This is a genomic window from Rhodococcus sp. RDE2, assembly GCF_020885655.1.
Taxonomy (GTDB): domain Bacteria; phylum Actinomycetota; class Actinomycetes; order Mycobacteriales; family Mycobacteriaceae; genus Rhodococcus; species Rhodococcus pyridinivorans.
Map to the genome: position 1 here is coordinate 5,255,998 of NZ_AP025186.1, position 25,497 is coordinate 5,281,494.

The 25,497-nt window shown below is 67.5% G+C and carries 24 protein-coding genes and 1 pseudogene; 16 read left to right on the plus strand and 9 right to left on the minus strand.

All coding sequences use genetic code 11. The features are described from left to right. The first annotated feature begins 84 nt into the window (after positions 1 to 84). The 8 genes from LPH33_RS24525 to LPH33_RS24560 all read left to right on the plus strand — a co-directional run bounded on the left by LPH33_RS24525 (position 85) and on the right by LPH33_RS24560 (position 7,779). Positions 85 to 2,109, plus strand: coding sequence for a sensor histidine kinase (locus LPH33_RS24525; protein ID WP_229566496.1), 2,025 nt, complete (start codon positions 85 to 87; stop codon positions 2,107 to 2,109). Between the two features lie 57 nt (positions 2,110 to 2,166). Continuing rightward, complete coding sequence (locus tag LPH33_RS24530) at positions 2,167 to 3,069, plus strand: amidohydrolase family protein (protein WP_229566497.1); 903 nt, start codon at positions 2,167 to 2,169, stop codon at positions 3,067 to 3,069. Between the two features lie 197 nt (positions 3,070 to 3,266). Further along, positions 3,267 to 3,767, plus strand: a complete 501-nt coding sequence (locus tag LPH33_RS24535) for a cysteine dioxygenase (RefSeq protein WP_229566498.1) — start codon at positions 3,267 to 3,269, stop codon at positions 3,765 to 3,767. An 83-nt stretch (positions 3,768 to 3,850) separates the two neighbouring features. After that, the gene (locus LPH33_RS24540) at positions 3,851 to 4,762 is read left to right on the plus strand and encodes an ABC transporter substrate-binding protein (RefSeq protein ID WP_229566500.1); all 912 of its coding nucleotides are present in this window, start codon (positions 3,851 to 3,853) and stop codon (positions 4,760 to 4,762) included. Between the two features lie 16 nt (positions 4,763 to 4,778). Beyond that, positions 4,779 to 5,888, plus strand: coding sequence for an ABC transporter ATP-binding protein (locus tag LPH33_RS24545; RefSeq protein WP_229566501.1), 1,110 nt, complete (start codon positions 4,779 to 4,781; stop codon positions 5,886 to 5,888). Further along, entirely contained in the window at positions 5,885 to 6,529 is a 645-nt protein-coding gene (locus tag LPH33_RS24550; RefSeq protein WP_229566503.1) for an ABC transporter permease, read from the plus strand. Before LPH33_RS24545 ends, LPH33_RS24550 begins: the two co-directional genes overlap by 4 nt. After that, positions 6,526 to 7,200, plus strand: a complete 675-nt coding sequence (locus tag LPH33_RS24555; protein ID WP_229566504.1) for an ABC transporter permease — start codon at positions 6,526 to 6,528, stop codon at positions 7,198 to 7,200. Before LPH33_RS24550 ends, LPH33_RS24555 begins: the two co-directional genes overlap by 4 nt. A gap of 105 nt (positions 7,201 to 7,305) precedes the next feature. Then, positions 7,306 to 7,779 carry a hypothetical protein gene (locus LPH33_RS24560; protein ID WP_060652535.1) on the plus strand — a complete coding sequence of 158 codons (474 nt, stop codon included), beginning with the start codon at positions 7,306 to 7,308 and terminating at the stop codon, positions 7,777 to 7,779. A 284-nt stretch (positions 7,780 to 8,063) separates the two neighbouring features. Here LPH33_RS24560 and LPH33_RS24565 read toward each other — a convergent pair whose 3' ends face one another. Further along, on the minus strand, positions 8,064 to 8,936 hold the full coding sequence (locus tag LPH33_RS24565; RefSeq protein WP_229566505.1) for an alpha/beta fold hydrolase: 873 nt from the start codon (positions 8,934 to 8,936) through the stop codon (positions 8,064 to 8,066). A gap of 207 nt (positions 8,937 to 9,143) precedes the next feature. Next, the gene (locus LPH33_RS24570; RefSeq protein ID WP_229566506.1) at positions 9,144 to 10,418 is read right to left on the minus strand and encodes a glutaminase; all 1,275 of its coding nucleotides are present in this window, start codon (positions 10,416 to 10,418) and stop codon (positions 9,144 to 9,146) included. Between the two features lie 87 nt (positions 10,419 to 10,505). Between LPH33_RS24570 and LPH33_RS24575 the strand changes: the two genes are divergently transcribed. Then, positions 10,506 to 11,189, plus strand: coding sequence for a phosphodiesterase (locus tag LPH33_RS24575; RefSeq protein ID WP_229566507.1), 684 nt, complete (start codon positions 10,506 to 10,508; stop codon positions 11,187 to 11,189). Here LPH33_RS24575 and LPH33_RS24580 read toward each other — a convergent pair. Together LPH33_RS24580 and LPH33_RS24585 are read right to left on the minus strand one after the other, a co-directional pair. Continuing rightward, positions 11,182 to 11,676: a hemerythrin domain-containing protein gene (locus LPH33_RS24580; protein ID WP_060652533.1), complete on the minus strand. Its 495-nt coding sequence runs from the start codon at positions 11,674 to 11,676 to the stop codon at positions 11,182 to 11,184. The two genes, LPH33_RS24575 and LPH33_RS24580, sit on opposite strands and share 8 nt — an antisense overlap. 70 nt (positions 11,677 to 11,746) lie before the next feature. Next, on the minus strand, positions 11,747 to 12,604 hold the full coding sequence (locus LPH33_RS24585) for a LysR family transcriptional regulator (protein WP_060652732.1): 858 nt from the start codon (positions 12,602 to 12,604) through the stop codon (positions 11,747 to 11,749). 84 nt (positions 12,605 to 12,688) lie between these two features. On the opposite strand from LPH33_RS24585, the gene LPH33_RS24590 reads away from it, so the two are divergent. Next, positions 12,689 to 13,678 carry a bile acid:sodium symporter family protein gene (locus LPH33_RS24590; protein ID WP_229566508.1) on the plus strand — a complete coding sequence of 330 codons (990 nt, stop codon included), beginning with the start codon at positions 12,689 to 12,691 and terminating at the stop codon, positions 13,676 to 13,678. Between the two features lie 135 nt (positions 13,679 to 13,813). After that, positions 13,814 to 15,031: an alpha/beta fold hydrolase gene (locus tag LPH33_RS24595; protein WP_229566509.1), complete on the plus strand. Its 1,218-nt coding sequence runs from the start codon at positions 13,814 to 13,816 to the stop codon at positions 15,029 to 15,031. A gap of 3 nt (positions 15,032 to 15,034) precedes the next feature. Here LPH33_RS24595 and LPH33_RS24600 read toward each other — a convergent pair whose 3' ends face one another. Together LPH33_RS24600 and LPH33_RS24605 are read right to left on the minus strand one after the other, a co-directional pair. Further along, complete coding sequence (locus tag LPH33_RS24600; RefSeq protein WP_229566510.1) at positions 15,035 to 16,231, minus strand: 4-hydroxybenzoate 3-monooxygenase; 1,197 nt, start codon at positions 16,229 to 16,231, stop codon at positions 15,035 to 15,037. A gap of 103 nt (positions 16,232 to 16,334) precedes the next feature. Further along, positions 16,335 to 17,093 (minus strand): IclR family transcriptional regulator, encoded by a 759-nt coding sequence (locus LPH33_RS24605; protein WP_060652530.1) that lies wholly within the window; start codon positions 17,091 to 17,093, stop codon positions 16,335 to 16,337. An 81-nt stretch (positions 17,094 to 17,174) separates the two neighbouring features. Here LPH33_RS24605 and LPH33_RS24610 point away from each other — a divergent pair, with 81 nt between their 5' ends. The 4 genes and pseudogenes from LPH33_RS24610 to LPH33_RS24625 all read left to right on the plus strand — a co-directional run bounded on the left by LPH33_RS24610 (position 17,175) and on the right by LPH33_RS24625 (position 20,171). Further along, complete coding sequence (locus LPH33_RS24610) at positions 17,175 to 17,534, plus strand: ArsR/SmtB family transcription factor (protein WP_229566511.1); 360 nt, start codon at positions 17,175 to 17,177, stop codon at positions 17,532 to 17,534. Continuing rightward, the gene (arsB, locus tag LPH33_RS24615) at positions 17,531 to 18,610 is read left to right on the plus strand and encodes an ACR3 family arsenite efflux transporter (RefSeq protein WP_324256223.1); all 1,080 of its coding nucleotides are present in this window, start codon (positions 17,531 to 17,533) and stop codon (positions 18,608 to 18,610) included. Before LPH33_RS24610 ends, arsB begins: the two co-directional genes overlap by 4 nt. Then, a pseudogene (locus tag LPH33_RS24620) lies at positions 18,607 to 19,015 on the plus strand (arsenate reductase ArsC). Before arsB ends, LPH33_RS24620 begins: the two are co-directional and overlap by 4 nt. 205 nt (positions 19,016 to 19,220) lie before the next feature. Then, positions 19,221 to 20,171, plus strand: coding sequence for a DUF808 domain-containing protein (locus tag LPH33_RS24625; RefSeq protein ID WP_229568506.1), 951 nt, complete (start codon positions 19,221 to 19,223; stop codon positions 20,169 to 20,171). A 48-nt stretch (positions 20,172 to 20,219) separates the two neighbouring features. Here the strand turns inward: LPH33_RS24625 and LPH33_RS24630 are convergent, their stop codons facing one another. Together LPH33_RS24630 and LPH33_RS24635 are read right to left on the minus strand one after the other, a co-directional pair. Continuing rightward, positions 20,220 to 20,825, minus strand: coding sequence for a phosphoribosylanthranilate isomerase (locus LPH33_RS24630; RefSeq protein ID WP_229566512.1), 606 nt, complete (start codon positions 20,823 to 20,825; stop codon positions 20,220 to 20,222). Between the two features lie 48 nt (positions 20,826 to 20,873). Next, the gene (locus tag LPH33_RS24635; RefSeq protein WP_060652524.1) at positions 20,874 to 21,233 is read right to left on the minus strand and encodes an Rv2640c family ArsR-like transcriptional regulator; all 360 of its coding nucleotides are present in this window, start codon (positions 21,231 to 21,233) and stop codon (positions 20,874 to 20,876) included. A 93-nt stretch (positions 21,234 to 21,326) separates the two neighbouring features. Here LPH33_RS24635 and LPH33_RS24640 point away from each other — a divergent pair, with 93 nt between their 5' ends. Continuing rightward, positions 21,327 to 21,824: an ArsI/CadI family heavy metal resistance metalloenzyme gene (locus LPH33_RS24640; RefSeq protein ID WP_229566513.1), complete on the plus strand. Its 498-nt coding sequence runs from the start codon at positions 21,327 to 21,329 to the stop codon at positions 21,822 to 21,824. A gap of 75 nt (positions 21,825 to 21,899) precedes the next feature. Here LPH33_RS24640 and dnaB read toward each other — a convergent pair whose 3' ends face one another. Beyond that, entirely contained in the window at positions 21,900 to 25,124 is a 3,225-nt protein-coding gene (gene dnaB / locus LPH33_RS24645) for a replicative DNA helicase (RefSeq protein ID WP_267499181.1), read from the minus strand. Positions 25,125 to 25,497 lie beyond the last annotated feature (373 nt).

Consider the following 25,497-nt stretch of genomic DNA (forward strand, 5'->3'; position numbering starts at 1 on the left):
AGAGAGGTTCGGGGGCGAAACGTTGTGAGTCTCATGAGGAAATTCCGGCAGCACACGCCGGACAACTGGCGTTTGTGGCGCAGGATGACCGCGGTCGTCGCCGTCCCCATCGTCGCCGCGACCCTGTACGGCTCGCTCCGCGTCTACGACCTCTACCAGGAGAACGACGCCTACAGCGCCGCCGCCGAGAACGTCTCCATCCTGCCGACCCTCGCCGACTACGCCACCAGTGTCACCGGCGCCGCCGCAGCGACGATCCTGTCACTGCCCGTCGACAACGGCGCCCAGGTCGCCCGCGAATCCGCCGCGACGCTGCGCGACCACATCGACGCGAAGGATCTCGATCCGCAGATCGCGGCGATGATCAACCGCATGCTCGCCGAGGGCGAGAGCCTGCTCGACAGCGCGTCGTCGGGAACCCTGGCGCCGACCGTGGCCAGCGAGCGCGCCGAAGGATTCGTCAGCCGCGCCCAGGCTGCCTACCGCGCCATCACCACCACCACGGACGACCCCACCGTCCAGCGCGAGAGCGCGACACTCCTCGACCTGTGGGACACCCAGTGGTCCCTGCTCGACCAGGTCCTCGCATACTCCGCGCTGAGCGCCGGAACCGACGGTGCCCTGCTCATGTGGAACAACGCCCTCGGTGTCGAGTCCGCGCGACTGGCCGTCCTCCGTGACACCTTCGTCGAGAACGAGGCCGCCGACTCCTCCCGGGTCGACGGTCTGATGACCCAGCTCGAGAACCGCCGCAGCCTCACGGCCAACCTCGACAACGAAGCGGGCAACGTCGCCGCCCTGCGCGGGTCGATCTTCGAGAGCCTCATGATCTACCAGGAGGAGGTCGCCGGTTCCGCGACCCGAGCCGTGGCCGCCCTCGACGACCTCGCGGCCGAAGCACGCACCGAAGCCCTCAAGAACGCCATCGGTGTCGCGATCATCCTCGCCCTCGCCCTCGCCCTGGCGATCGTGATCGCGATGTCGCTCGTCCGGCCGTTGCGCCGACTGCGCGACGACACCCTGCGCACCGCCGAACAGGATCTGCCCGCCGCACTCGCTGCGATCAAGGACGGCGCCGAGATCGAATCCGTCACACTGGATCCGATCCGCGTCCACACCCGCGAGGAGATCGGCGAGGTGGCGCGCGCCGTCGACAGCATGAACGAGGGCGCCCTGCGTCTGGCCGGCGAACAGGCCCAGCTGCGCCGCCAGGTCAACGAGATGCTCGAAACGCTCGCCCGCCGAAACAAGACGCTCGTGGAACAGCAACTGGCGCTGATCGATTCGCTCGAACACGAAGAGCGCGACCCGACGCGTCTGCAGAACCTGTTCGCGCTCGACCACCTCGCCGCCCGCATGCGGCGCACCGGCGACTCGCTGCTCGTCCTCGCCGGTACCCGCCAGCGCCTCGGCCGCGTCCCCGACACACCGCTCGTCGACGTCCTGCGCGCGTCGGTCTCCCAGGTCGAGAACTACCAGCGCGTGAACATCGGAAATGCACCGGACGGCAATCTGGTCGGCAGCGCCGTCACCGACGTCGTCCACATGATCGCCGAGCTCCTCGACAACGCACTGCGCGCCTCACCGCCCGAGAGCACCGTGGCGTTCGCGTTCTCCCGCGCCGTCGACGGTGGTCTCCTCCTCGAGATCGCGGACCGCGGAATCGGTATTCCCGCAGACGAACTCGCCGACATCAACATGCGGCTGGGTTCGGACGGCGAAGCCGGATCGGGTGCCGCACGGCGAATGGGTCTGTTCGTGGTCGCGCGCCTGGCCGATCGTCACGGCATCACGGTGCGTCTGCGTCCGACCTTCGACTCGTCCACCAATGCCGGCATCACCGCGAGCATCTACCTGCCGACCAGCCTGCTCAAGGGAACGGGCAGGAACCACGACGATCCGTACCGGATCGATCGGCCGCGTCGCCTGCCCGATCCCCCGTCGGAGTACGACGAGCAGTTCCACGCCGACCCGGCATCCGGATCGCAGCCGGTGGTCGGAAACCGTCACTCGGCACCCACCCCCGCTCTCGCGACGCCCGGGACGAGTCCGGGTATCCGGCGCGGACAGCTGCACGAACGATGGGTTCCCCGCGGCGCAGGACAGTAGGCGACGCAGGCAGCGCGGGCAGCGGACAGCGGACGGGCGGTCTGCCATCCTGACGGCATGACCGCTCCCCGCGTCGACGTCCACCAGCACGTCTGGCCGGCACCCCTCGTCGCGGCGTTACGGGCACGCACCCGTGCGCCGCGGCTCGTCGGATGGACGCTGTACCTCGACGGTGAACCCCCGTACGAGGTGCGACCGGAGGATCACTCGATCGCCCGGCGGGCCGAGCTCGCGGCGCAGGACAGCATCGACCTGGCACTGGTGTCGTTGTCGAGCCCGCTGGGGATCGAATCGCTGCCCGCAGCCGACGCGGCCGGTCTGCTCGACGCCTACCACGAGGGAGTGCTGGCGCTGCCGCGCCCGTTCGGGGCGTGGGCGGCGGCGTCGGTCGACGATCCCGATCCCGCAGCGCTGCGCGAGGTGCTCGGGGCGGGCTGCGTCGGTCTCCAGCTTCCCGCCACCGCGTTGGCGGATGCCGACGGCTACGCGCGGTGCGCCCCGCTCCTCGACGAACTCGACCGCGTCGGTGCTCCCCTGTTCGTGCATCCCGGGCCCGCCGCGGCCGATCCGTCGGCTCCGCCGTGGTGGCCGGCGATGGTGTCGTACGTGGCGCAGATGCACACCGCGTGGTTCGCCTGGCACGAGTACGGGGCCCCTCGCCTCCCCGGACTGCGCGTGGGGTTCGCGATGCTCGCCGGACTCGCGCCGCTGCACGCCGACCGGATGGCCGCGCGCGGCGGACCGGCGACGATCCCATCGGCCGGAGTGTTCGTCGACACCTCGTCGTACGGTCCCGAGATCGTCGAGACCGTGGCGGCCGGACTCGGCCCCGACCGCGTCGTGCTCGGCTCGGACCGCCCGTACGCAGCACCGTTGCTGTTCGGCGACGAGCGCGACGAGCCCGTACGGCGACGCAATCCGGCCCGGTTGTTTCGAACGTCACACGAGTGGAAACCTTGACAGTGCCGCATCCGGCCGCTGAAGTGAGCGACATGCATCTTCCGGCGACCCTGCGGCATCGCAGGCTTCATGTGGACTACGTCCGCATCGCTGGTGGTTTCTGTGGTTGTCGCGCCTGTCGTTGATCCCGGCCCGACCCACTTCTTCTGCCCGGACGACCCTACGGTCCCGTCCGGCTCCCGTTTCGAGGAACCACGATGCCTGCTGCTCTTCTGTCCCCCTCCGTGCGCGTCGACCTCGCCGAGATCGTCCGTGACATCGCCGCGGACGTCTCCCGCTGGCAGCCGCTCGTCCGCTTCGACGAGACCGAACGCTGGTACACCCGGCTCGCCGTCGCCGACGACTACGAGGTGTGGTTGCTGAGTTGGCTTCCCGGGCAGCGCACCGGGATTCACGATCACGGTGGGAGTGCCGGTGCGTTCGCCGTCGCGCAGGGACGGGTCCGGGAGGACACCGTCGACCAGCCGTGGTCGGAAGATCTTCCCGGGCAACACGTGACGCTCTCCCGCACCCATCTGTCGGCGGGTGCCACGCCTCGATTCGACGGTCGGCACGTGCACGAGGTCGTCAACGACGGTCCCGTCCCGGCGGTGACCGTGCACGCCTATGCCCCCGCACTGGACTCGATGAGCCGATACCGTCTCGAGAACGGCATCCTCACCCTCGCGACCTCGGAGCGTGCCGGCGACGACTGGTGATCCACTCGTGACAAATCCGGCACAGTGGGTATCCGCCGGGATAGAGTCGAAAACCGACCGTGCCGCATCCGAGGGAGCAACCCGTGAAACGCTTCGCACGCACCACCGCACTTCTCGCCGTGTCCGCATTCGCCCTGGCCGCCTGTTCCGGCGGTGGAGACGAGGATCCCCTCGCCGGGGATACAGCGGACGGAGGCGCGATCGTCGTCGGTTCGGCGAACTTCCCGGAGAACGTCCTGCTCGCGGAAATCTACTCGCAGGCACTCGAGAGCACGGGGGCCGAGGTCACCCGGCAGTTCAACATCGGCAGCCGCGAGATCTACTACGACCAGGTCGCCTCGGGTGCCATCACGCTCGTCCCGGAGTACAACGGCGCACTGCTCGCCCGGGTCGATCCCGACAACACAGCCTCGACGACCGAGGACGTCAATGCGGGCCTGTCCGAAGCCCTTCCGGACGGGCTCGAGATCCTGGCCTCCGCACCCGGCGAGAACAAGGACGCCCTCGTCGTCACCGAGGAGACCGCGCAGCGCTACAACCTGGTGAGCATCGCCGATCTCGCGCCGGTCGCCGGCGAACTCGTCCTCGGCGGACCGCCCGAATTCGAGACGCGTCAGCAGGGTGTCGTGGGTCTGCGTGAGGTGTACGGGGTCGAGTTCCGCGAATTCGTCCCCACCGACACCGGCGGACCCATCACCATCCGCGCGCTCTCGGACGGCACCGTGCAGGCCGCGAACATCTTCACCACCGATCCGTCGTTGAGCACCGAACCGTTTGTGGCACTGGAGGACCCGGAGTCGGTCTTCGGAGCCCAGAACGTCACCCCGCTGGTGCATCGCGCCGATCTCGACGACGACGACGTCGCGAAGATCGACGCCGTGTCCGACAAGCTCACCACCGAGACCCTCGTCGTCCTGGTCGGACAGGTGGTCACCGACGGCCGCGACATCGACGTCGTCGCCGAGGAGTGGCTGCAGCAGAACGATCTGAACTGACGGAAGTCGGTGCCGCGTGATCACATTCGACAACATCGAGAAGCGTTATCCCGACGGGACCGTCGCCGTCGACGGACTCTCGCTGGAAGTCCCGACGGGCACCCTGACGGTGTTCGTCGGGCCGTCGGGGTGTGGCAAGACCACCTCGTTGCGCATGATCAACCGGATGGTCGAGCCCTCGGGCGGGCGTGTGCTCGTCGGGGGCCGCGACGTCCGAGACGAGGATCCCCGGATCCTGCGCCGCGGCATCGGATACGTCATCCAGCACGCCGGGCTGTTCCCCCATCGCACGGTGGTCGACAACGTCGCCACCGTGCCCCGGTTGCTCGGCGCGAGTCGCAAGGAGGCCCGCGCGACCGCGATGGACGTGCTCACCCGGGTCGGCCTCGGAAAAGAACTGGCGCAACGTTATCCGGCTCAGCTGTCCGGCGGGCAGCAGCAGCGTGTCGGTGTGGCCCGCTCGCTGGCGGCCGATCCTCCGATCCTGTTGATGGACGAGCCGTTCTCCGCGGTCGATCCCGTGGTCCGCAAGGATCTGCAGGACGAACTCCTGCGCCTGCAATCGGTGCTGGCCAAGACGATCGTGCTCGTCACCCACGACATCGACGAGGCGATCAAGCTCGGCGACCGCGTGGCCGTCCTGCGGCCGGGCGGGGTGCTCGCCCAGTACGCGACCCCGGAGGAGCTTCTCACCTCCCCCGCCGACGATTTCGTCGCCGGATTCCTCGGCGTCGACCGCGGTGTGCGACTCATGTCGTTCTTCTCGTCCGCCGACCTGCCGCTGCGCACCGATCCGATCGTCACCCGCGATGCCGCCGAACTCGCCGTCGGCGACGACTGGCTTCTCGTCGTCGACGACGACGGACGCCCGACGGGGTGGCGCGACGGCAGTGCCGATGCGGAATTCCTGCCGGCCGGAAAGCCGTTCGTTCCCGGACGGGATCCGCTGCGCGTCGTGCTCGACGCGGCCGTGCTCTCACCGTCGGGCCATGCCGTGGCGGTGGACGACGACGGACGTGCGCTCGGGGTGATCAGTGGCGAAGAGGTGGCCGCGGCGGTCCGCGCGGCGCACAACCACAGGGAGGCCGGCACCCCGTCTCCGCTCGAGATGCGGAAGTCGCGGTGAACCTGCGGATTCCCGGTTATCTCGGGACGTTCTGGGAACTGCTCGGCGATCATCTCGTCATGGCCCTCGGCGCGTCGCTGCTGGGCCTCGTCCTCGCTCTGCCGCTGGGCCTCGCGTGCGTGCGGTGGCCGCGGGTGTACGCCCCGGTGCTCGCGGTCTGCAGCGTCCTGTATTCGATTCCGTCGCTTGCCTTCTTCGTCCTGCTCATCGCGTTCACCGGGATCAGCCGGACCACCGTGATCCTTCCGCTGGCCGTCTACGCGCTGGCGGGCCTCGTCCCGAACGTCGTCGACGGATTGCGTGCCGTGCCCGACAGTGTCCGCCAGTCGGCGGTGGCGATGGGATTCTCGACACCGCGCCGGTTGCTCACCGTCGACCTACCTCTGGCGATCCCCGCGGTCATTGCGGGGTTGCGGGTCGCGACGGTCGCGAACATCAGCATGGTGAGCGTCGGAGCGCTCATCGGCATGGGCGCCTTCGGGGCACTGTTCACCGCGTCGGTGCAACTCGACCGGCTCGATCTGGCGATCATCGGCATCATCGCGACCGTTGTGATGGCACTGGTCGTCGACGCGGTGCTCGTGCTCGTCCAGCGCCTCACCACGCCGTGGATGCGCCGCACCTCGAAGGTGTCCCGATGACGACGCTGCTGAACTATCTGGCCGAGTACTTCGGCGACTCCGCGAACTGGTCGGGTGCGTCCGGGATCCCGACGCGACTGGCCCAGCACTTCGCCTACACCCTGCTCGCGTTCGTGATCTCGGTGCTCCTCGCGTTGCCGCTCGGCCTGTGGACCGGGCACACGGGCCGCGGCGGCGTGCTCGTGTCGCTCACAGCGAACGCCGCACGCGCTCTCCCCACCTACGGCCTGCTCGTGTTGCTGGTCGTGCTGTACGGGATCGGGCTCGTTCCGGTGATGGTGCCGCTGGTGGCACTCGCGATCCCACCCATCCTGTTGAACTCCTACGAAGGGATCCGCGGGGTCGACCCGGCGCTGACCGACGCCGCCCGCGGGATGGGGATGACCTCGTCCCAGATCCTGCTGCGAGCCCAGCTCCCGGTGGCTCTGCCGCTGATCCTTGTCGGCCTGCGCACCGCCGCCGTGCAGATCGTCGCGACCGCGACCATCGCCGCGGCAGTGAGCTTCGGCGGGGTGGGAAGGCCCATCGTGGACGGTCTCGCGCGCAGCGACTACGCCCTGGTCGTGGGCGGTGCCGCCCTCGCCGGGATCTGCTCGCTGGTGATCCTCGCGCTCTTCGCGGTTCTCGGCCGACTGCTCGTCTCACCCGGCGTCCGGGCCTCGCGCGACTAGCTCGTACGACCCCTCGGAACGCCTCCTTCGGGGCTGCAAAACGTGTCGGTGGCCCGGAGCACACTGGAGGTAGAGACGAAGTCCTATCGAGGAGGCGCAGGTGCGATGTATGCGCAACGCGAAACCTACTTCGGCTGGACGTCTCGGCGTGTACCCCTGTACGCAGCCGCGCAGCCCACGGCATCCCCGGCCACACCGGCCGCATCCGGTCCGAGCGTCCGTCCCGAGGACGAGAGCGTTCCCTCGGGCGTGACGCTCGACCGCATCCTGCCCGAGTCCGTGCTTCACGGCCGTCTGGTCGCGTATCACGACGCGGACGAGGACAGGGACTACGTGGCCGTGGCGGTCGGCGCGGTGGCGGGCGAGAACGATGTACCGGTCCGGGTGGCCGAGGAGGAGACACTCGTCGTGTCCGCAGCCCGCAGCGTGATCAACGGGATCCTCGTCGGCACGGAGGACGACGACCTCGACGAACTGGAGGTCGCCCGTCAGCTCCGCTTCGGCGGACCGGTCCGTGACCTGCTGGAATACATCGGAGCACGGTCGGTGGTGGTCGACTGGAGCCCCGCTGTGGCGTGATCCGACAGAGCCGTGGCGTGATGTGATCGCGTCCCCGTAATCGCGGATGTGTGACGCGCCGATACACACATCTGCAACGACCCGGCATTCAGGTGGTACGGTCGTAGGTGTCCCCGTGACCAAACCGTAATAATTCGGGGATTATCGCAGCCCTGAGGTGGGTACCCGAACGCTCGGGTTCCACTGGGAGGGTGACCGGAAGTGGCGATGCCGGACTGATAGCTACGCCCGTCGGGGGCAGCCCGGCATCGCCACTTTCGACCCGGTTTTCCGGATCCCAGGCCTCAGTTCTCTGTTACCGATGCAGCAGCGGCCATCGACGCCAGGGCTGCCGGCGTCTCGACCGCGAGGAGATGACCCGCCTCGGGAAGCGCCACGAAATGCGCGCCCATGTCGTCTGCCAGCTTGTTCAGCGCGTCGACCTGTACGAGGGGGTCCTTGCTTCCCACGACGACCTCGACCGGACGCCCGCGCCAGCGGCGCAGCACGGCCCGATCGATGCGGGGCATGTTCGTCAGCGACGTGCAGTACGCGCCGACGCGGCAGGACCATCGCAGGGTCTGTTCGTCGGGTCGGTAGTCGCCCCCGGCGAGTGCCCGGAGGTACCGCTCGGTGTTCTCGAGGTTGGGCTCGTTGCGCCACTGCAGACCGGGGATGAGGGCGCGGTTCCACCGGACGCGCGGGACGAGCCCCAGCGGCGCGGCGATCACCAGCTTCTCGATCCGGTCGGGATCCTCCACTGCGGCGGCCACCGATGCCGACCAGCCGAGACCGATCACGGGAACCCGCTCGACGCCGAGTGCATCGAGCACCTCGACCAGCCAGTGGCCGTAGACGGCGTGGATCCGGCTGTCGGGCCGGCTGCCCGCGCTCGCACCCGGAAGGCCCGGGACGTCCACGAGCACCGCCCGGTGGTGCTCGCCGAACTGCTCGGCGAGCAGACGCAGCCCGGCCGCCGGGAGATCGCCGCCCGCGAGCATCACGATCGGCGGTGCTGTGGCAGGGCCCGTGGTGAGCACGTAGGTGTCGCCCAGCGAGGTGCGGGCGACGTGCTCCTCGACGGGCCGCTCCCAGTAGGTCAGCAGTCCTGCGCACGCGTGGTGGATCACGCTGCCGTCTCCGGGGCAACGATAGGGCGAACGTGTGAGCAACGCCATCATCCTCCTACCCGGACGATTCCGGGGACGACGAGGGATTCACGGAACGGCATGGATGGATCTTCTTTCGTGGGGTACGAGCGTCTTTCGCCGCCGGCCTCAGGCACACCGCACGACACCGTAGCCCAGGGCTCGGCGTGAACGCCACCCGTGGTTCCGGAAAATTTCACAGCCGTCCCTCACGTCACTTTCGTGCCGAATGCCCTTTCACCCCTGCGCCTCCAGGTCATCCCACGAGGCATGGACCTGCGGGCGGAAGCCGTAGCCGGTGTCGGGATCGGGCAGATGCCCTTCGGGGTCGATCACGACGACCTCCACACCGTCCCGATGGAGCCGACCGATCATCTCCAGCAACATCCTTCGGCCCACAGGCAGGACCGTGCGGACGAGGGAAAGGTCGAAAACCAGGCGTTTCGTCTCCACCGGATCGTCGACCACGGCCGTCACGAGACCCTCGGCACTGGTGAACTGGAGGTCGCCCTGCAACTCCAGAAGAGTGAGAGACTCGTCACCCTCACCGATGACATGTCTTCTGCGCAACACCGAGTGTGCGACCATCGGCGCGTCCATCAGATGCAGGTTCATGTCGCGGGAGAGACGACCGAAGGCCGCGACCCCCTGGACGCTGGTGCCGTGCTCGTCGAGGCGCGGCGAGTACGCTGCAATACCCAACTGTCCCGGTAGGATTCCTATGATTCCTCCGGATACGCCGCTCTTGGCGGGGATGCCGACGGTGGAGAGCCAGTCCCCCGCCGCGTCGTACATCCCACAGGTCGCCATCACCGACAACACCTGACGCACCACGTCGCGCGAGAAGATCTCCTCGCACGTCACGGGTTGCACGCCGCCCGCCGCGAGTGTCGCGGCCATCATCGCGAGGTCCTTGGTCGTCACCGTCACCGAGCACTGCCGGATGTACCCCTCGACGATCTCGTCGGGATCGTCCTCGAAAACCTCGTATCCCCGAAGGAGATTGGCGATGGCGACATTGCGATAGGAGTTCTCGAGTTCCGACGCCGCGACCTTCTCGTCGATCGCCAGGTCGCGACCGGCCAGGGACGACAGCAGGGAGCGGATGTCCTCCACCGAGTCCTCGACCGGCCTGTCGTCGAGCACCAGGGCGTGTGCGGCGAGCGCACCGGCATTGATCATCGGGTTCAGCGGACGGCCCGTGTTGCGTTCGAGGGAGACCTCGTTGAACGCCTCCCCGGAGGGTTCGACGTCGATCACGTCGAGTACGGCGTCGAAGCCTCTCTGTTGCAGTGCGAGACCGTAGACGAAGGGCTTCGAGATCGACTGGATCGTGAACTCGGTGTCGTCGTCGCCCACGGAGTACATCGCACCCTCGGCGGTCACGAGGGTGAGTGCGAACCGGTCCGGGTCGGCCCTCGCCAGTTCGGGGATGTAATCGGCGAGTGCGCCCGAACTGTCGGCACATCCTCGGAGGACTTCGGTCAGATAGTCCGGCAACGGTGAACGCATACATTCCATCGTGACCGAATCGGACGCTGCCGGGGTCGGGAGTGACGAACGCGATTGAACCGACAGACCGGCGGGTACGCCATCCCCATGACTGCTCTGTCGTCGGCGCTGTCCGTGCCGTTCCGAGTGGGATCCGCGCTGCGCGGAGCACGCGTGTTCCATCCCCGCGGCGCGACCTTCGAAGGGATGGCCGAACTCGACTCGTCCTGGTGGCCGCGGCAGATCCCCCGCCCTGTCCCGGTGATCGCCCGGGTGTCGCGGGCCCTCGGCACACCGGACGGGATGCCGGACGTGCTCGGCCTCGCGTTGCGCTTCACCCTGAAGACCGGTCCGTGGGACGTCCTGCTCGCGTCGGCCTACCTACCTGGCCGGGTCGCGTTGCTGCCGGCCCGCTCGTGGTCGAGTGCCCGCTACAGCACGCTCATGGCCTACCGGACCGACAGCGATCCCACGCCGCGGTGGATCACCGCCGTTCCGCGCGGACGACATCCGTCCTCGACGACCTCCGTGCAGGCACTCGAAGCGCCGCTCGAATTCTCCCTCCTGGTGGGCTCCGCCCGCGGCCCCCTGGAAGCGGCAGGACGCCTGACGCTGAGTCGTCGCCTGTCCGAGAAGGATTCGGAGCAGCCGTCCTTCGATCCGACCGTCCACTGCCCCGGATTCGTCGATCCGTGGCCGGGGTGGCTCGTCGAGACGCGGCGCGACGCCTACCGGGCGAGCCGGGCCGGACGAGGCGCCTCCCTCGCCCGGCCGCAGCACACCATCAGCTGATCACCGCGTCGATCGTCTTCTTCAGCGCGGACGGCTGTGCGGGCGACCGCGGGGCGTCCCTCTTCATCTCGAGCATGCGGGCACCGATGTCCTGCAACTGCTTACGGCCGAGTGCCTCGCGCACCTTGGGGAACCACTCGTCCTCCTCCTCGTCGATGTGATGCTCGACGTTCTCGATCAGGACCGTCGTCTTCGCGTCGAAACGCTCTGCGTCGGGCTTCATTCCGGCCAGTTCGACGACGAGCACATCGGCGACGTGGTGTTCCTCGTAGGACTCGAGGATGTCGTCCTCGAGATCGGGAAGCAGGGAGCGTATCTCGGGGTACATGCACTCGTTCTCGAGATAGGTGTGCACGGTGAGGGCTTCGATGATCCTGTCGACGATCTTGCCCTTCTCCTTCTCCCCCTCGGCTTTCCGGAAGTCGCGAAAGAGTTTCTTGATCTCCTTGTGGTCTTCCTTCAGCAACACGATCGCGTCTGTGGACACGGTTCCTCCTGCGGCGTGAGCACTGCCGCCCCCAGCGGGCGTGGCACAGGAATACCCATCCGCGACACCGTCACACGCGTACGCGATCCGCATTCGCGAGGATGGCCGCCCGCAGTGCCGCCTCCGGACCACTGAGTACGGAACGACGGGCCATGAGCACGAACTCGATCTCACCCGCATCGGGAAGCAGGCGCTGGGGATCGCGCACCGGGACGAGACCGGGCGGAGGGAGCCGCTCGGCGTGCAGCACCACACCCAGTCCGGCGAGCGCCGCGGCGCGCAGGCCGTTGAGACTGTCGGTCGTGCACGCGACGCGCACGCCGCGCCCGCTGCGCTGGAGGACCTCGAGCGCGATGTCGCGCGTCAGGGCCGGCGACGGATAGGACACCAGCGGTGTCGGCTCGTCCGGGTCGAGGACGTAATCGGGGGCGGAGAGGAAGACGAGACGCTCGCGGAAGATCATCTCGCCGTGGCGGCTACCCGGTCGGCGCTTGCCGAAGACCAGATCGAGCTCGTTGTCGTCGAGCCGGCGCTGGAGATCCTCGCTCAGATCCACGGTGAGTTCGAGATCGATGCGGGGATGACTGCGCCGGAACTCGGCGAGGATCGACGGCAGCTCGTAGAGCACCAGGTCCTCGGAGACCCCGAAACGCAGCCGGCCGCTGAGCGGCGACTCCGAGAAGTGTCTGCGGGCGGCATCGTGGCGATCGAGGATCTCGCGGGCGAAGGCGACCATGTCGGCACCGTCCGCCGTGAGCTCGACGTTGTGCGTGTCGCGTACGAACAGGCGGCGTCCGATCTCCTTCTCGAGTCGCGCGACGTGCTGACTGACCGTCGACTGCCGCAGGCCGAGCCGCTGGGCGGCCGCGGTGAAGCCGCGCTCCCGCTCGACGGCGAGGAAGCTCCGTAGGTGCACCGGATCGAACACCACCCCATTCCATCACGAATCGCGATTACAGAAAACGTGGTGACCGTCTTCTGTAATGCCCTCCGGCTGCCGTACCGTCGATTCGTGCTCTCCAAGATCCCCGTGCTCGGACGACTCGACCCGTTCCTGCTCGCCATCCTCGCCACCGTCGCCGTCGCTGCTCTGCTGCCCGCCGACGGGGTCGTACTCGACGGCGTGAACTGGGCCGCCAAGATCGCCATCGGGCTGCTGTTCTTCCTGTACGGCGCGCGATTGTCCACGCAGGAGGCCATCGAGGGTCTCAAGCACTGGCGTCTGCACCTGACGATCCTCGCCACGACCTTCGTCGTCTTCCCGCTGCTCGGCCTGGCCGCCAAGGTGCTCGTGCCGTCGATCCTGAGCGACCCGCTCTATCTCGGCGTCCTCTATCTGTGCCTGCTGCCGTCCACGGTGCAGTCGGCCATCGCGCTCGTCTCGGTGGCGCGCGGCAACATCCCCGGTTCGATCGTCTCGGCCAGCGCCTCGAGTCTCATCGGAATCTTCGCGACGCCGCTGCTGGTCGCGCTGACGATGTCCACGCAGGGCGTCACCTTCAGCGGTTCGGCCGTGCTCGACATCGTGCTGATGCTGCTCGTGCCGTTCGTCGCCGGTCAGCTCCTGCGGCGCTGGATCGGCGGCTGGGTGAAGGCCCACGGCAAGCCGCTCAAGCTCGTCGACCGCGGATCGATCATGCTGGTCGTGTACGTGGCGTTCAGCCGCGGCATGAACGAGGGCATCTGGTCGATGATCTCGGTCGGCCGCCTGCTCGCCCTCGTCGGGGTGTGCGCGGTACTGCTCGCGATCGTGCTCGCACTGACCTGGTACTCGTCGCGCGGACTCGGCTTCGACTATCAGGACCGCGTCGCGATTCTCTTCTGCGGTTCCACGAAGTCCCTCGCCACCGGTCTGCCCATGGCGATCGTGCTCTTCCCCGGCCAGCCCATCGGCCTGATCGTGCTGCCGCTCATGCTGTTCCATCAGATGCAGCTCCTGGTGTGTGCGGCACTCGCCGGGCGCCTGGCGAAGAAGGCACCGGACGGGCTCGTAGCCGTATAGGGAGAGCGAGGCCGAAGCTCCTGTTCGACGAAATCGAGGGTGAAATCCGCTGATTCCGGTAGCAGTGACGTCGCCGTGCCGTCACCGTGCAGGGAGAACCCCGATTCGCGAAACTCGGCTCGAAGGAGCACCGACATGGGTCTGCTGTTCCACGATCATCTGCACGACGAATTCGGAACCTGGCCGCTGGCCTACATCCCCTACGGCGGCGCCGACTTCGGCGAGATCGCCGCAGTGGCCCGGCAGGTGGGCGACGGTGACGACGCGGACTTCTACCGGGCGTGGGTCGAGGCCGGGGACCGTCTCGTCGCCGAAGCGGAGACCTGTGCGGTCGCCGGGCACGACGACTCCGTCCGCGAGCTGTTCCTGCGGGCGAGCGCTTACTACGCGACCGCCTACCACCCGCTGTACGGCTCTCCCGTCGACCCACGTCTGATCGCCGCCTTCGACAAGCAGGTCGCGGCCTTCGATGCCGGGCTGGCGATCGGGGACACACCCGTCAAGGCCGCCAGGATTCCGTTCGAGGACACCACGCTTCCGGGCTACCTGATTCCCGCACCCGGCCACGAGAACAGCGTGCGGCCGCTCATCGTCTTCACCAACGGATACGACGCCACGATCACAGACATGTACTTCGCGTCGGCGGTGGCGGCACTGCGACGCGGCTACCACTGTCTCCTGTTCGACGGACCAGGCCAGGGCGAGATGCTCTACAAGCAGAACATGCCGATGCGCCCGGACTGGGAAGTGGTCGTGCGCGCGGTGATCGACCATGTGATCGCCTCACCGATCGTCGACCGCGAGCGCATCGTGTTGAGCGGATGGAGTCTCGGTGGGTATCTCGCGCCGCGTGCGGCATCCGGTGAGCATCGCCTGGCCGCGGTGGTCGCCGATCCCGGTCAGTGGAGCGTCGCGGCCGGCACCCGGGCCCTCGGGGCAGCATTCGGCCTGTCCCCCGAGGTCCTGGACGAACCTCTCTCGATGAACGCGCAGGACGCGGACGCGATCATGGCTGCGGTGCAGTCGGATCCGTCACTACGCTGGAAGATCATCGCCCGCGGATTCTGGGTCAACGGCGCCTCGGACATCCGGGAACTGTTCGCGGAGACGAACGCGTACACACTCGACGAGGTCGGGGAGCGTATCTCGTGCCCGGTCGTGGTGACCGCCGCCGAGAGCGATGCCCTCGCGCGCGGTGCAGGAACGTTCGGAGATCGGTTGGGCGACACGGTGACCCTCATCCCGTTCACCGACGCCGAGGGTGCGGGTGGGCATTGCGAGATGGGCAACCGCACCCTCCTCAACAGGCGGGTTCTCGATCGGCTCGACGAACTCCTGACCCGCACGCCCTGACGATCAGCGGTCGGGCCAGCCCGTGTACGCCTCCGCGAGATACTGCTGTCCGTACCGGGAGCCGACGACCGCGGCGAGTTCGCCCAGTGCCCGCTTGTTCTCGAACGACGTTGCGTCCTCACGGGTGTGGAGCATCGAGGTCATCCAGTACGAGAAGTTCTGCGCCTTCCACACGCGCTGCAGCGCCGTGTCGCTGTAGGCGTCGAGCAGGTCGGACGAGCCTGTGGAGAAGAACGAGTCGAGCGCGCGGAAGAGCACCCGGACATCGGCCAGGGCGAGGTTGAGTCCCTTGGCACCGGTCGGCGGAACGGTGTGGCCGGCATCGCCTGCCAGGAAGAGATTTCCGTGCCGCATCGGTTCGCACACGTACGAGCGGAACGGCAGGACCATCTGCTCGAAGATGGGGCCGCGCTTCAGTTCGAAACCGTCGGGGCCGTCGACACGCCTCTGCAGCTCGTCCCAGATCCGGTCCTCGCTCCACGTCGACGCGTCCTCGGACGGGTCGCACTGGAAGTACATCCGCTGCACCGACTCGTTGCGTTGACTGATGAGGGCGAATCCCTGATCCGAACGCGCATAGATCAATTCGGGTGCGCTCGGCGGAGCCTCGGTGAGGATCCCGAACCATGCGAAGGGGTACTCGATGAAGTGGTCGGTGCGGACGTCGCCCGGAATCGCCTTGCGGCAGATGCTCTGCGATCCGTCTGCACCGACGAGGATGCGGCACCGGATCTCGACCGGCGTGCCGTCGGATTCGGTGAACCGAATCTTCGGTGCGTCGGTGGTGATGTCGAGAACCTCTGTATCGCAGACGCTGTAGCGCACATCGCCATCGTCGCGTTCGCGCGATGCGGCCAGGTCGACGAAGACCTCGTTCTGCGGATACAACCACACCGACTCACCCACGAGGTCCCGGAAATCGATGCGGTGGCTCTCGCCCCCGAAGCGCAGATCGATGCCGTCGTGGCGGTGCCCTTCGTTCAGGACACGGGTGTCGACTCCGCTCTCGGTGAGCAGCGACACCGAGCCGTGCTCGAGGATGCCCGCACGGTGGGTGGTCCGGATGGTCTCGTGATCACGCTTCTCGACGACGATGTTGTCGATCCCCGCCTTCGCGAGGAGGTGGGAGAGCATGAGACCTGCCGGGCCCCCGCCGACGATGCCGACTTCGGTGGTGACGACCGTGCGGGTTGCGTTCATGTGTTCATCCTTCGCTGCGCGTATCCGATTCGCGTCCCGTCGAGTGTCGTGCGCCTCTCCCACCGCACACGTCATCTTCTCGTTCAATGAGAAAACGGTCCGGTCAGTCCGGTGGTCGCTCGCCCACTCCGCGCGCGATGCCGCGGGCAGCTGCCATGAGGACGGGCACGACGGCCTGCTGCCGGGACGCACCGGTGGGCACCACCACGCCGAGCGCCGCCAGGGCATGACCCGACCGTGTGAGTACGGGGACCGCGATGCCCGTGGTGCCCTCGTCGAGCACACCGTCGAAGCGCGCATAACCCCGTCGACGGACCTCCGCGAGCGCGCGACGGAAATCTCTCGTCGTCGCAGCGAACCGCTTCTCCACCTCGGGATGCCGTCGCCGATAGGACTCCTGCACCTCCGCAGGCGAGAACGCGAGCATCGACATTCCCAGCGACGTGTCGTGGACGGGGAGCCGACGGGCGACCGAGGCCTGGTTGACCACCGAATCGGACGCCGACAGCCGTTCGAGGACGAGGACCTCGTCGTCCTGCAGGACAGCGAGCTGGGTGTGCTGGTGCACCACCGACTGGACGTCCTGCAGGAAGGGCAGCGCTGCCTCCCGCAGATCGCGCGCGGGTGCACTGCGCGCGACGAGCTCCCACAGGCGCAGACCGAGCCGTACCCGGCCGTCGTCGTCCCGGGTGAGCAGACCGTGTTGCACCAGCTCGCCGACGAGCCGGTAGGTCGTGGCCTGCGGGATGCCGGACCTGCGGGCGAGACTCCCGACGGTCAGACGGGGCTGGGTGTCGTCGAACGACTCGAGGATGCGGACGACGCGGTCGAGCATCGAGTCACCGGACGGCGAGTTGGCCATGCCGCCATTGTTCCGTGTCCGATCCGGGCAGCTTCACCATCCGGATTCGTCCGCAGATTCGACATATGTCAATATAGACGCGTGTCGAATCAAGATCTCGCGGATGACGACGTCTGCTGCTCTCCGCTCGTGCGCGAACCCCTGACGGGCGATCGCGCCGTCGACCTCGCCCGGATGTTCAAGGCCCTCGGCGATCCGGTGCGTCTGCGGTTGCTGTCGCTCGTCGCGAGCCATGCCGGCGGTGAGGCGTGCGTATGCGACATCTCGGGATCGTTCGACCTGTCCCAACCCACGATCTCGCACCACCTCAGAGTTCTGCGCGAGGCAGGCCTGCTCGAGTGCGAGCGTCGCGGCACCTGGGTCTACTACTGGGTGGTTCCGACCGCACTACGGCAACTCTCCGATGTGCTCGGCATCGAATCGACCGAGGTACCCGCATGAGCGAGCGCACCGCGGTGGACAGTCCCGTCATGAGCAGGATGTCGACACTCGATCGCTTCCTTCCCGTGTGGATCGGCACCGCGATCGTCGTCGGCCTGCTGCTCGGCCGCATGATTCCCGGGCTCGGAGAAACCCTGGGTTTCATCGAGATCGACGGAATCTCACTGCCGATCGCCCTCGGCTTGCTGATCATGATGTATCCGGTGCTGGCGAAGGTGCGCTACGACCGTCTCGACACGGTCACCGGCGACCGCACCCTGTTGATCTCGTCGCTGATCCTCAACTGGATCGTCGGTCCCGCACTGATGTTCGCGCTCGCGTGGCTGATGTTGCCGGATCTGCCCGAATACCGCACCGGTCTGATCATCGTCGGCCTCGCGCGCTGCATCGCGATGGTGATCATCTGGAACGACCTGGCGTGCGGCGACCGGGAAGCCGCGGCTGTGCTGGTCGCGATCAACTCGGTCTTCCAGGTGATCATGTTCGCCGCTCTCGGCTGGTTCTACCTGTCGGTGCTGCCCGGATGGCTCGGCCTCGAGCAGACCGGTCTCGACGTCTCCCCATGGGAGATCGCGAAATCCGTGCTGATCTTCCTCGGGATCCCGCTCGTCGCCGGTTTCCTCACTCGTCGATTCGGCGAGAAGGCCAAGGGCCGCAGCTGGTACGAGCAGACCTTCCTGCCGCGCCTCGGGCCGTGGGCGCTGTACGGACTGCTGTTCACCATCGTGATCCTGTTCGCGCTGCAGGGCGAACAGATCACCTCGCGCCCACTCGACGTCGTACGCATCGCGCTGCCCCTGCTGGCGTACTTCGCGATCATGTGGGGGAGCGGGTATCTGTTCGGCGCTGCAGTAGGACTCGGCTACGAACGCACCACCACACTCGCTTTCACCGCCGCGGGCAACAACTTCGAACTCGCCATCGCCGTCGCGATCGGCACGTTCGGGGTCGCGTCCGGGCAGGCACTGGCGGGAGTCGTCGGCCCCCTCATCGAAGTACCCGTCCTCGTCGCACTCGTGTACGTCGCCCTGGCTCTGCGCACACGTTTCGTCGCCCGTGCCGGAGGTGCGTCGTGACCGCCGTTCCGTCCGTGTTGTTCGTGTGCGTGCACAATGCCGGTCGGTCCCAGATGGCCGCCGGCTTCCTGAGTCGTCTCGCGGGGGACCGCATCACAGTCCGTTCCGCCGGGTCCGCACCCGCCGACGAGGTGAACCCTGCTGCGGTCGCAGCCACGGCCGAGGTCGGCATCGACATCTCCGGCGAGAACCCGAAGATCCTCACCGCCGACGCCGTGCAGACCTCCGACATCGTGATCACGATGGGATGCGGCGACACCCTGCCCGGTATTTCCCGGTACGTCCTACCGGGACTGGGTGCTCGACGACCCGGCCGGACGAGGAATCGACGCCGTGCGTCCGATCCGGGACGAGATCCGGGCGAAGGTCGAGGCACTGATCGCCGAACTGACATCGCCGGCATGATCGAGTTCGGCAACCGCATCCACCGGGTACCCACAGGTCTGTCACGCCGGGCGTCCGCGTAGGGCGCTCGGTGTGGACGCACGTCGTCCCCGACATGCTCCGGACACTGCGTTGCACGTCGTCGCAGGTCCGGTAGCGTTCCGAGACGACTCGTAATTGCGTGTCGGTCGATCGGCTCGGTGCAGCCGAACTGTGGGAGGTTCCCGTGGCTGGTGGTCTCGTCGCCCTTCTGGACGACGTCGCGGTACTTGCGAAGGCAGCCGCGGCATCCATAGACGACATCGGCGCCGCAGCCGGCAGGGCGAGCGTCAAGGCAGCGGGCGTGGTCGTCGACGACACAGCCGTCACCCCCCGCTACGTGCACGGGTTCACCCCCGATCGCGAACTGCCGATCATCCGCAAGATCGCGATCGGGTCGATCCGCAACAAGCTCCTGATCATCCTGCCGGTCGCGATGATCCTGAGTCAGTTCCTCCCGCAGGCCCTGCCGTATCTGCTCATCGCCGGCGGTCTGTTCCTCTGCTACGAGGGTGCCGAGAAGGTCTACGAAGCGCTCACCGGCGGCCACCACGAAGAAGAGGCCACCGCGGCGGAGAAGGGCCCCGAGTTCGAGAAGGCCATGATCGGCGGCGCGATCCGCACCGACCTGATCCTGTCGGCCGAGATCATGGTGATCTCGCTGGCCTCGGTCGAGGACGAACCCTTCCTGACCCGCCTGCTCGTCCTCATCGTCGTCGCCGTCCTCATCACCGTCCTGGTGTACGGCGTGGTCGCCCTGATCGTGAAGATGGACGACGTCGGCCTGGCGCTCGCGAAACGGAAGTCCACCTTCGCTCAGCGCGTCGGTCGCGGTCTCGTGACGGCGATGCCGAAGCTGATGACCGTTCTCACCGTGGTCGGCATCGCCGCCATGCTGTGGGTCGGTGGGCACATCCTGCTCGTCAACGTCGGCGAGGCCGGATTCCATTGGCCTGCCGATCGTCTGCACGATCTCGAGCACTGGTTCGGCGAGCTCGTGCACGGCGGATTCGGCGGCGTGCTGTCGTGGACCGCGGGGACCGTGGCATCCGCTCTGATGGGCCTGATCGTGGGTGCGATCGTCGTGCTGATCATGCACCTGATCCCGCGGCGGAAAAGGGCCGACGCGGCGCACTGACGCCGGATCACCCGGGCAGGGGCACTCCGGGGCTCGGCCCCGGACGGGTCACTCCGGGGCGCTTCTCCGGACCGCCTGCGCGAACGCCCGCATGAGACCGGGATCCTTGACGCCGCGTTCGGCCTCGATGCCGCTGGAGACGTCGACACCCCAAGCCCCGGACGTGGAAAGTGCCCTCTCGACGTTGTCGGGGTTCAGCCCGCCCGCGAGGACCCACCGGCCGGTCGGCAGGGCACTGCGGTCCTGCCAGTCCCACGTCTTCCCGGCACCGGCGACTGCGCCGTCGACGAGCAGCAGGTCGGCGCCGAAATCCTCCGACAACGCCTCGGCTCCTCCGGTGTTGATCGCGCGGATCACCGTGAATCCTGCGTCGTGCAGCACGCGCACGTCGTCGGGCGATCGCAGGTCGTGCACCTGGACGTGATCGAGATTCGCTGCCCGGGCCGTCGTGATGATCTCGTCGAGGGACGCATTCACATAGACGCCGATGGCGAGTGTTCCCGCCGGCACGCGGGCGCGGAGCGTCGCGGCCCGATCCGGGGAGATGCGACGAGGGCTCTCGACGAGGACGAAACCGACCGCGTCGACGCCCAGTTCGACGGCGAGATCGACCGTCGGCTCGTCCTGCAGTCCGCACATCTTGATGAACGTCATCACTACCTTCCTCGCCGCTTCTCCACCTCGAGGATATGTCTGCGACCGTCAGCGGCAGCAGTTCGGATCCAGGACGACCCTGAGCGCCTCGAGGGACTCGGCGCGGGCACGGTGATAGACGTTCATCCCGCGTCGTTCGGATTCGACCATGCCCGCCTTGCGCAGTTGCCCGAGGTGATGGCTCACCGTGGATTCCGCCAGATCCACACCGGCGGCGAGATCGCACGTGCACACCGCACCTTCGTCGGCGGTGAGCAGGATCGACATGAGCTTGATGCGCACCGGGTCGGCCAGGGCCTTCAGCCGCAACGCGACCTCGAGGGCGGCGTCGTCGCTCATCGGCGCGGCCGATACCGGCTCGCAGCAGATCGGGGCGCGGACATCGATCACGGGCAGTGCTTTCGGCATGATTCGAGCCTAACTACCTTCTTGACATATGTCGAAATACAGAAGCATCCTGTGAGCGGTAATTCGACATATGTCACACAGGTGGAGGCAGTCATGTCACGCATCCAGTTCGCCCTCAACGTCGACGACCTGTCCGAAGCGGTCGCCTTCTATACGGCACTGTTCGGCACCGAACCGGCCAAGCTCGAACCGGGCTACGCCAACTTCGCGATCGCCGATCCACCGTTGAAGCTGGTGCTGTTCGAGAACCCGGGCAAGGGCGGCACGATCAACCATCTCGGGGTCGAGGTCGACTCGTCCGAGAAGGTGCACACCGAGATCGCCCGATTGACCGAGGCGGGCTTGTTCGCCGACGAGGAGATGGGCACGACCTGTTGCTACGCCGCGCAGGACAAGGCGTGGGTGACGGGTCCGACAGGGGAGAAGTGGGAGGTGTACACCGTCCTGGCGGATTCGGAGACCTTCGGGTCGAGCCCGCAGCATCTCGACGGCCCGCGAGAGACCGGCGACGTGGCGTGCTGCACGGCGGGCACGGCAGACGAGCGCCAGAACGAACCTTCGACGACAGGAGTCGCACCTACCTGCTGCTGAACGTCGTTCGCCGAAGGTTCCACGTCCTCGGGACACGCTCTGTCGCCCCGCCGCCGGGCGGGGCGACGACTCGTATCAGCCGCGCGCCATGTCCACGAACCGCGACAGGTGCAGCTGGTGCGCAACGGTAATGGTCGCGGTCGGGCCGTTACGGTGCTTGCCGACGATGAGGTCGGCCTCGCCACCACGCGGGTCGTCGCGCTCGAAGGCGTCGGGGCGGTGCAGCAGGATGACCATGTCGGCGTCCTGCTCGAGGCTGTTGTGCACCGCGATGCCGTCGGCGACGAAATTGTGTGTGCCGGGCACCGTTCCGTCGTAGACGTCGCGCTCGCCGAGACTCGTGACGGAGACGATCTCGTCCCAGAACACGTTGTTGGTGGCGACCATGTCGATGTCGGCCGTGTCGAGGACATCGGCGACCTGGGCGAGCCGCGAGCGTGCACCCTCGGTGGTGCGCGGGGTGGCCGCCGCGACCGGCCCGATCGGGGCGAGCTGCTCGACGGCGAGAAGTTCGCCGAGCTCGGCTTCGATCTCGGGGGTGACGGTGTCGGGGCTGTGCTTGACGAGCTTCGGTCCGAGCTGCGCCAGGACCCACTGCGCCGCGGTTCCGTGCTTGCCCACGTCGTGGAGGAAGACCGCCTGGTTCTCCGCCCCGGTGACAGTGAGGTCCCAGCCCTCGCCGGCATCGGTGATCCGCGCGAACACGCCGATGCGCAGGAGCAGGCGCGCGAGGTCGTCGGCCAGACGACGCTCCGCCGACCCGTAGCGAACGACGGCGCGGGCAGCGCCTGCGTCCCATGCGACCTCACCGCTGTCTTCCCAGATGTGGCAGACGAGCTCGGCGACCTGCTCCTTGGGGAGCGAGAACGCCCGGGTGGGGATCAGTCGGCCGGCCACGGCGGTGTCTGCGAGAGCGGCCACCTCGTCGTCGGATGCGGGTATCACGTCGAGGGGTGTGGGCACCGCACGCGGCACTGCAACACGCTCACCGGCGACCAACTCGCCCAACGGCATCCAGCCGTCGATGGTGAGGAAGGGATGGTTCGCGGTGGCTTCGACACGACGTCCCGAGGCCAGCTCCAATCGGAAGACTTCCTTACGGCCGCTGGGGAAGACCTTCACCATAGGCCGGACGACCATCCGCATGCGTTCGTCGAGCGACCACACGAGGGGCTGTTCGCCCGACTCGAGCAGCTCGCCGAGCGTGACCTCGGCGCCGGTGTCGGCGCGCATGATGCGCGTGGACGCCGGCAGGCAGCCCGACTCACGCAGGTCGGAGACCTGCGGCCGCTTGTCGGTCCGTTGCTCGGGACCACGGTTGAGCTGACACACCGCGACGACCGGAACCTCGAGTTCCTTCGCGAGAAGCTTGAGGCTTCGCGAGAATTCGGAGACCTCCTGCTGACGCGACTCGACCTTCTTGCCGGACGACATGAGCTGCAGGTAGTCGATGACGATGAGACGGATGTCGTGTTTCTGCTTGAGTCGCCGCGCTTTTGCACGGATCTCCATCATCGTGAGGTTCGGCGAGTCGTCGATGAACAACGGCGCTTCGCTGATCTCGCTCATGCGGCGGGCGAGACGCGTCCAGTCGTCGTCGGTCATGCGTCCGGATCGCATGTCGCCGAGCTTGATCTTCGCCTCCGCGGACAGCAGACGCATGACGATCTCGGTCTTGCCCATCTCGAGCGAGAAGATGACCGAAGCCATGCCGTGCTTGATGGAGCACGACCGCATGAAGTCCATGCTCAGCGTGGAGTTGTGCGTGGGCACCATCGCGCGACCCGCGAGGTACATGTGGTCGCCGGCGACCTCGACGCACCGCACCGGGACCGAGGGAACCGGACGGACGGCGACGATGCGGCGTTCGCGCGGCGCTGCGGCGCGGCATTCCTTGTGTCGCACGGCCTTGCTGGGCAGGACGAAGACGTCGTCGTCGGTGACGAAGGAGATATCGGTGCCGTCGAGCACCGGTGCGTAACCGAGGCCCGACAGGAGTTCGGCGACGCCCTGCGCCAGTCGCTCGGACGAGCCGACGAACCGGATGGTGCCGTCGTCGTCGATCTCTCCACCGGCATCGAGCAGACCCGCGAGGAGTTCGCGACGCTGCGGTTCGGATGCCCGCTGGTATTCGGCGGGGATGTGGGCGCCGAGCGCGACTAGGGCGCTCGTGAAGCCACCTTCGCCGTCGATACGCATGTGCAGTTCGGGATCGGACGACGGGCCGCCGAGCCACGCACCGAGCGTGAAGGGGGAAACGGGCAGCTCTGTTGCCGGGAACGACAGTGCCTCGGTGTTCGCGACGGTGTGCCCCGCGTCGGCGGTGGCGGCGAGTTCGCCCGTGGTGCGGATCGCGCCGTCGCCGGTGCGCCACTGGTGCTGCTCGTCGGCGACGATCACGGTGCCGTCGGAGAACACGACGTCGAAGCACGAACGGCCGTGCATGACCTCGGTGGCGGCGAGGACGCGGGTGGGGCGGCCGTCGGCGCCGAGGAGTTCGTCGCCCACACCGACCTCGCCCATCGTGGTCCAGCCGGTGGGGGTGGGCAGGGGAGTGTCGAGCGCGAGGGCCTTACCGACACCGGGACGCGCGGCGACGATGATCATCTGGCCGGCATGCAGCCCGTTGGTGAGCTCGTCGAGTTCGGCGAAACCGGTGGGCACGCCGAGGGAGATACCGCCGCGGCTGGCGATGGAGTCGATCTCGTCCATCGTGGGCTGCAGAAGTTCTTCGAGCGGCACGAAGTCTTCGGTGGTGCGTCGTTCGGCGACCTCGAAGACCTCCGCCTGCGCGCGGTCGACGATCTCGGCGACGTCCTGGCCGTCGGCGCCGGCGTAGCCGTACTGGACGATGCGGGTGCCCGCCTCGACGAGTCGGCGCAGGACGGCCTTCTCGGCGACGATCTCGGCGTAGTAGCCGGCGTTGGCCGCGGTGGGGACGGTCTGGGTGAGCGTGACGAGGTAGGCGGCCCCGCCGAGTCGCTTGAGTTCGCCGCGCCGGTCGAGTTCGGCCGACACGGTGACCGGGTCGGCGGGTTCGCCACGGCTGTAGAGATCGAGGATCGCGTCGTACACGGCCTGGTGGGCCGGACGGTAGAAGTCGCCGGGCCTCAGCACTTCGAGGACGTCGGCGATGGCGTCCTTGCTCAGCAGCATGCCGCCGAGCACGGACTGCTCGGCCACGAGATCCTGAGGGGGCTGTCGACCGAAGTCTCCACTCGGTTCCTCGGGAGGTCCCGAATATTCGGGATTTCCACGATCGTCAACGACGGCCACTGCAGTGCCTGCCTTCCTCCACATGTCCCCGTCCGGCGCGCTGTGCTCCGGCGGATACCTGCACGCACTCCCGGTGTCGGTACCCGGGGTTTCGTGTCCGGTTCTACTCGCCCCTACCGACATCCTGTGTGTGGAGTCGTGCGCCCGACGTTAGGGATCGGGATGACCCTCCACAACTCGGGTTGTGCACACAGTTGGGGATGAATTGTGGAAAGAGGAGGACAGCCTTGTGCACCGGATGTGCACAACCTGGGGACAACACATCTCACATCTCCCGTAACCGCAGGTAGGAGCGGAAAAATGCCTGTTCACACCTGTGGAGAAAAAGAATTTCGGCGTGTCGGAGGGCCGGGCGTGTTCACCCATTCGTTCCCCGAACGACATTCCGAGGAGTCAC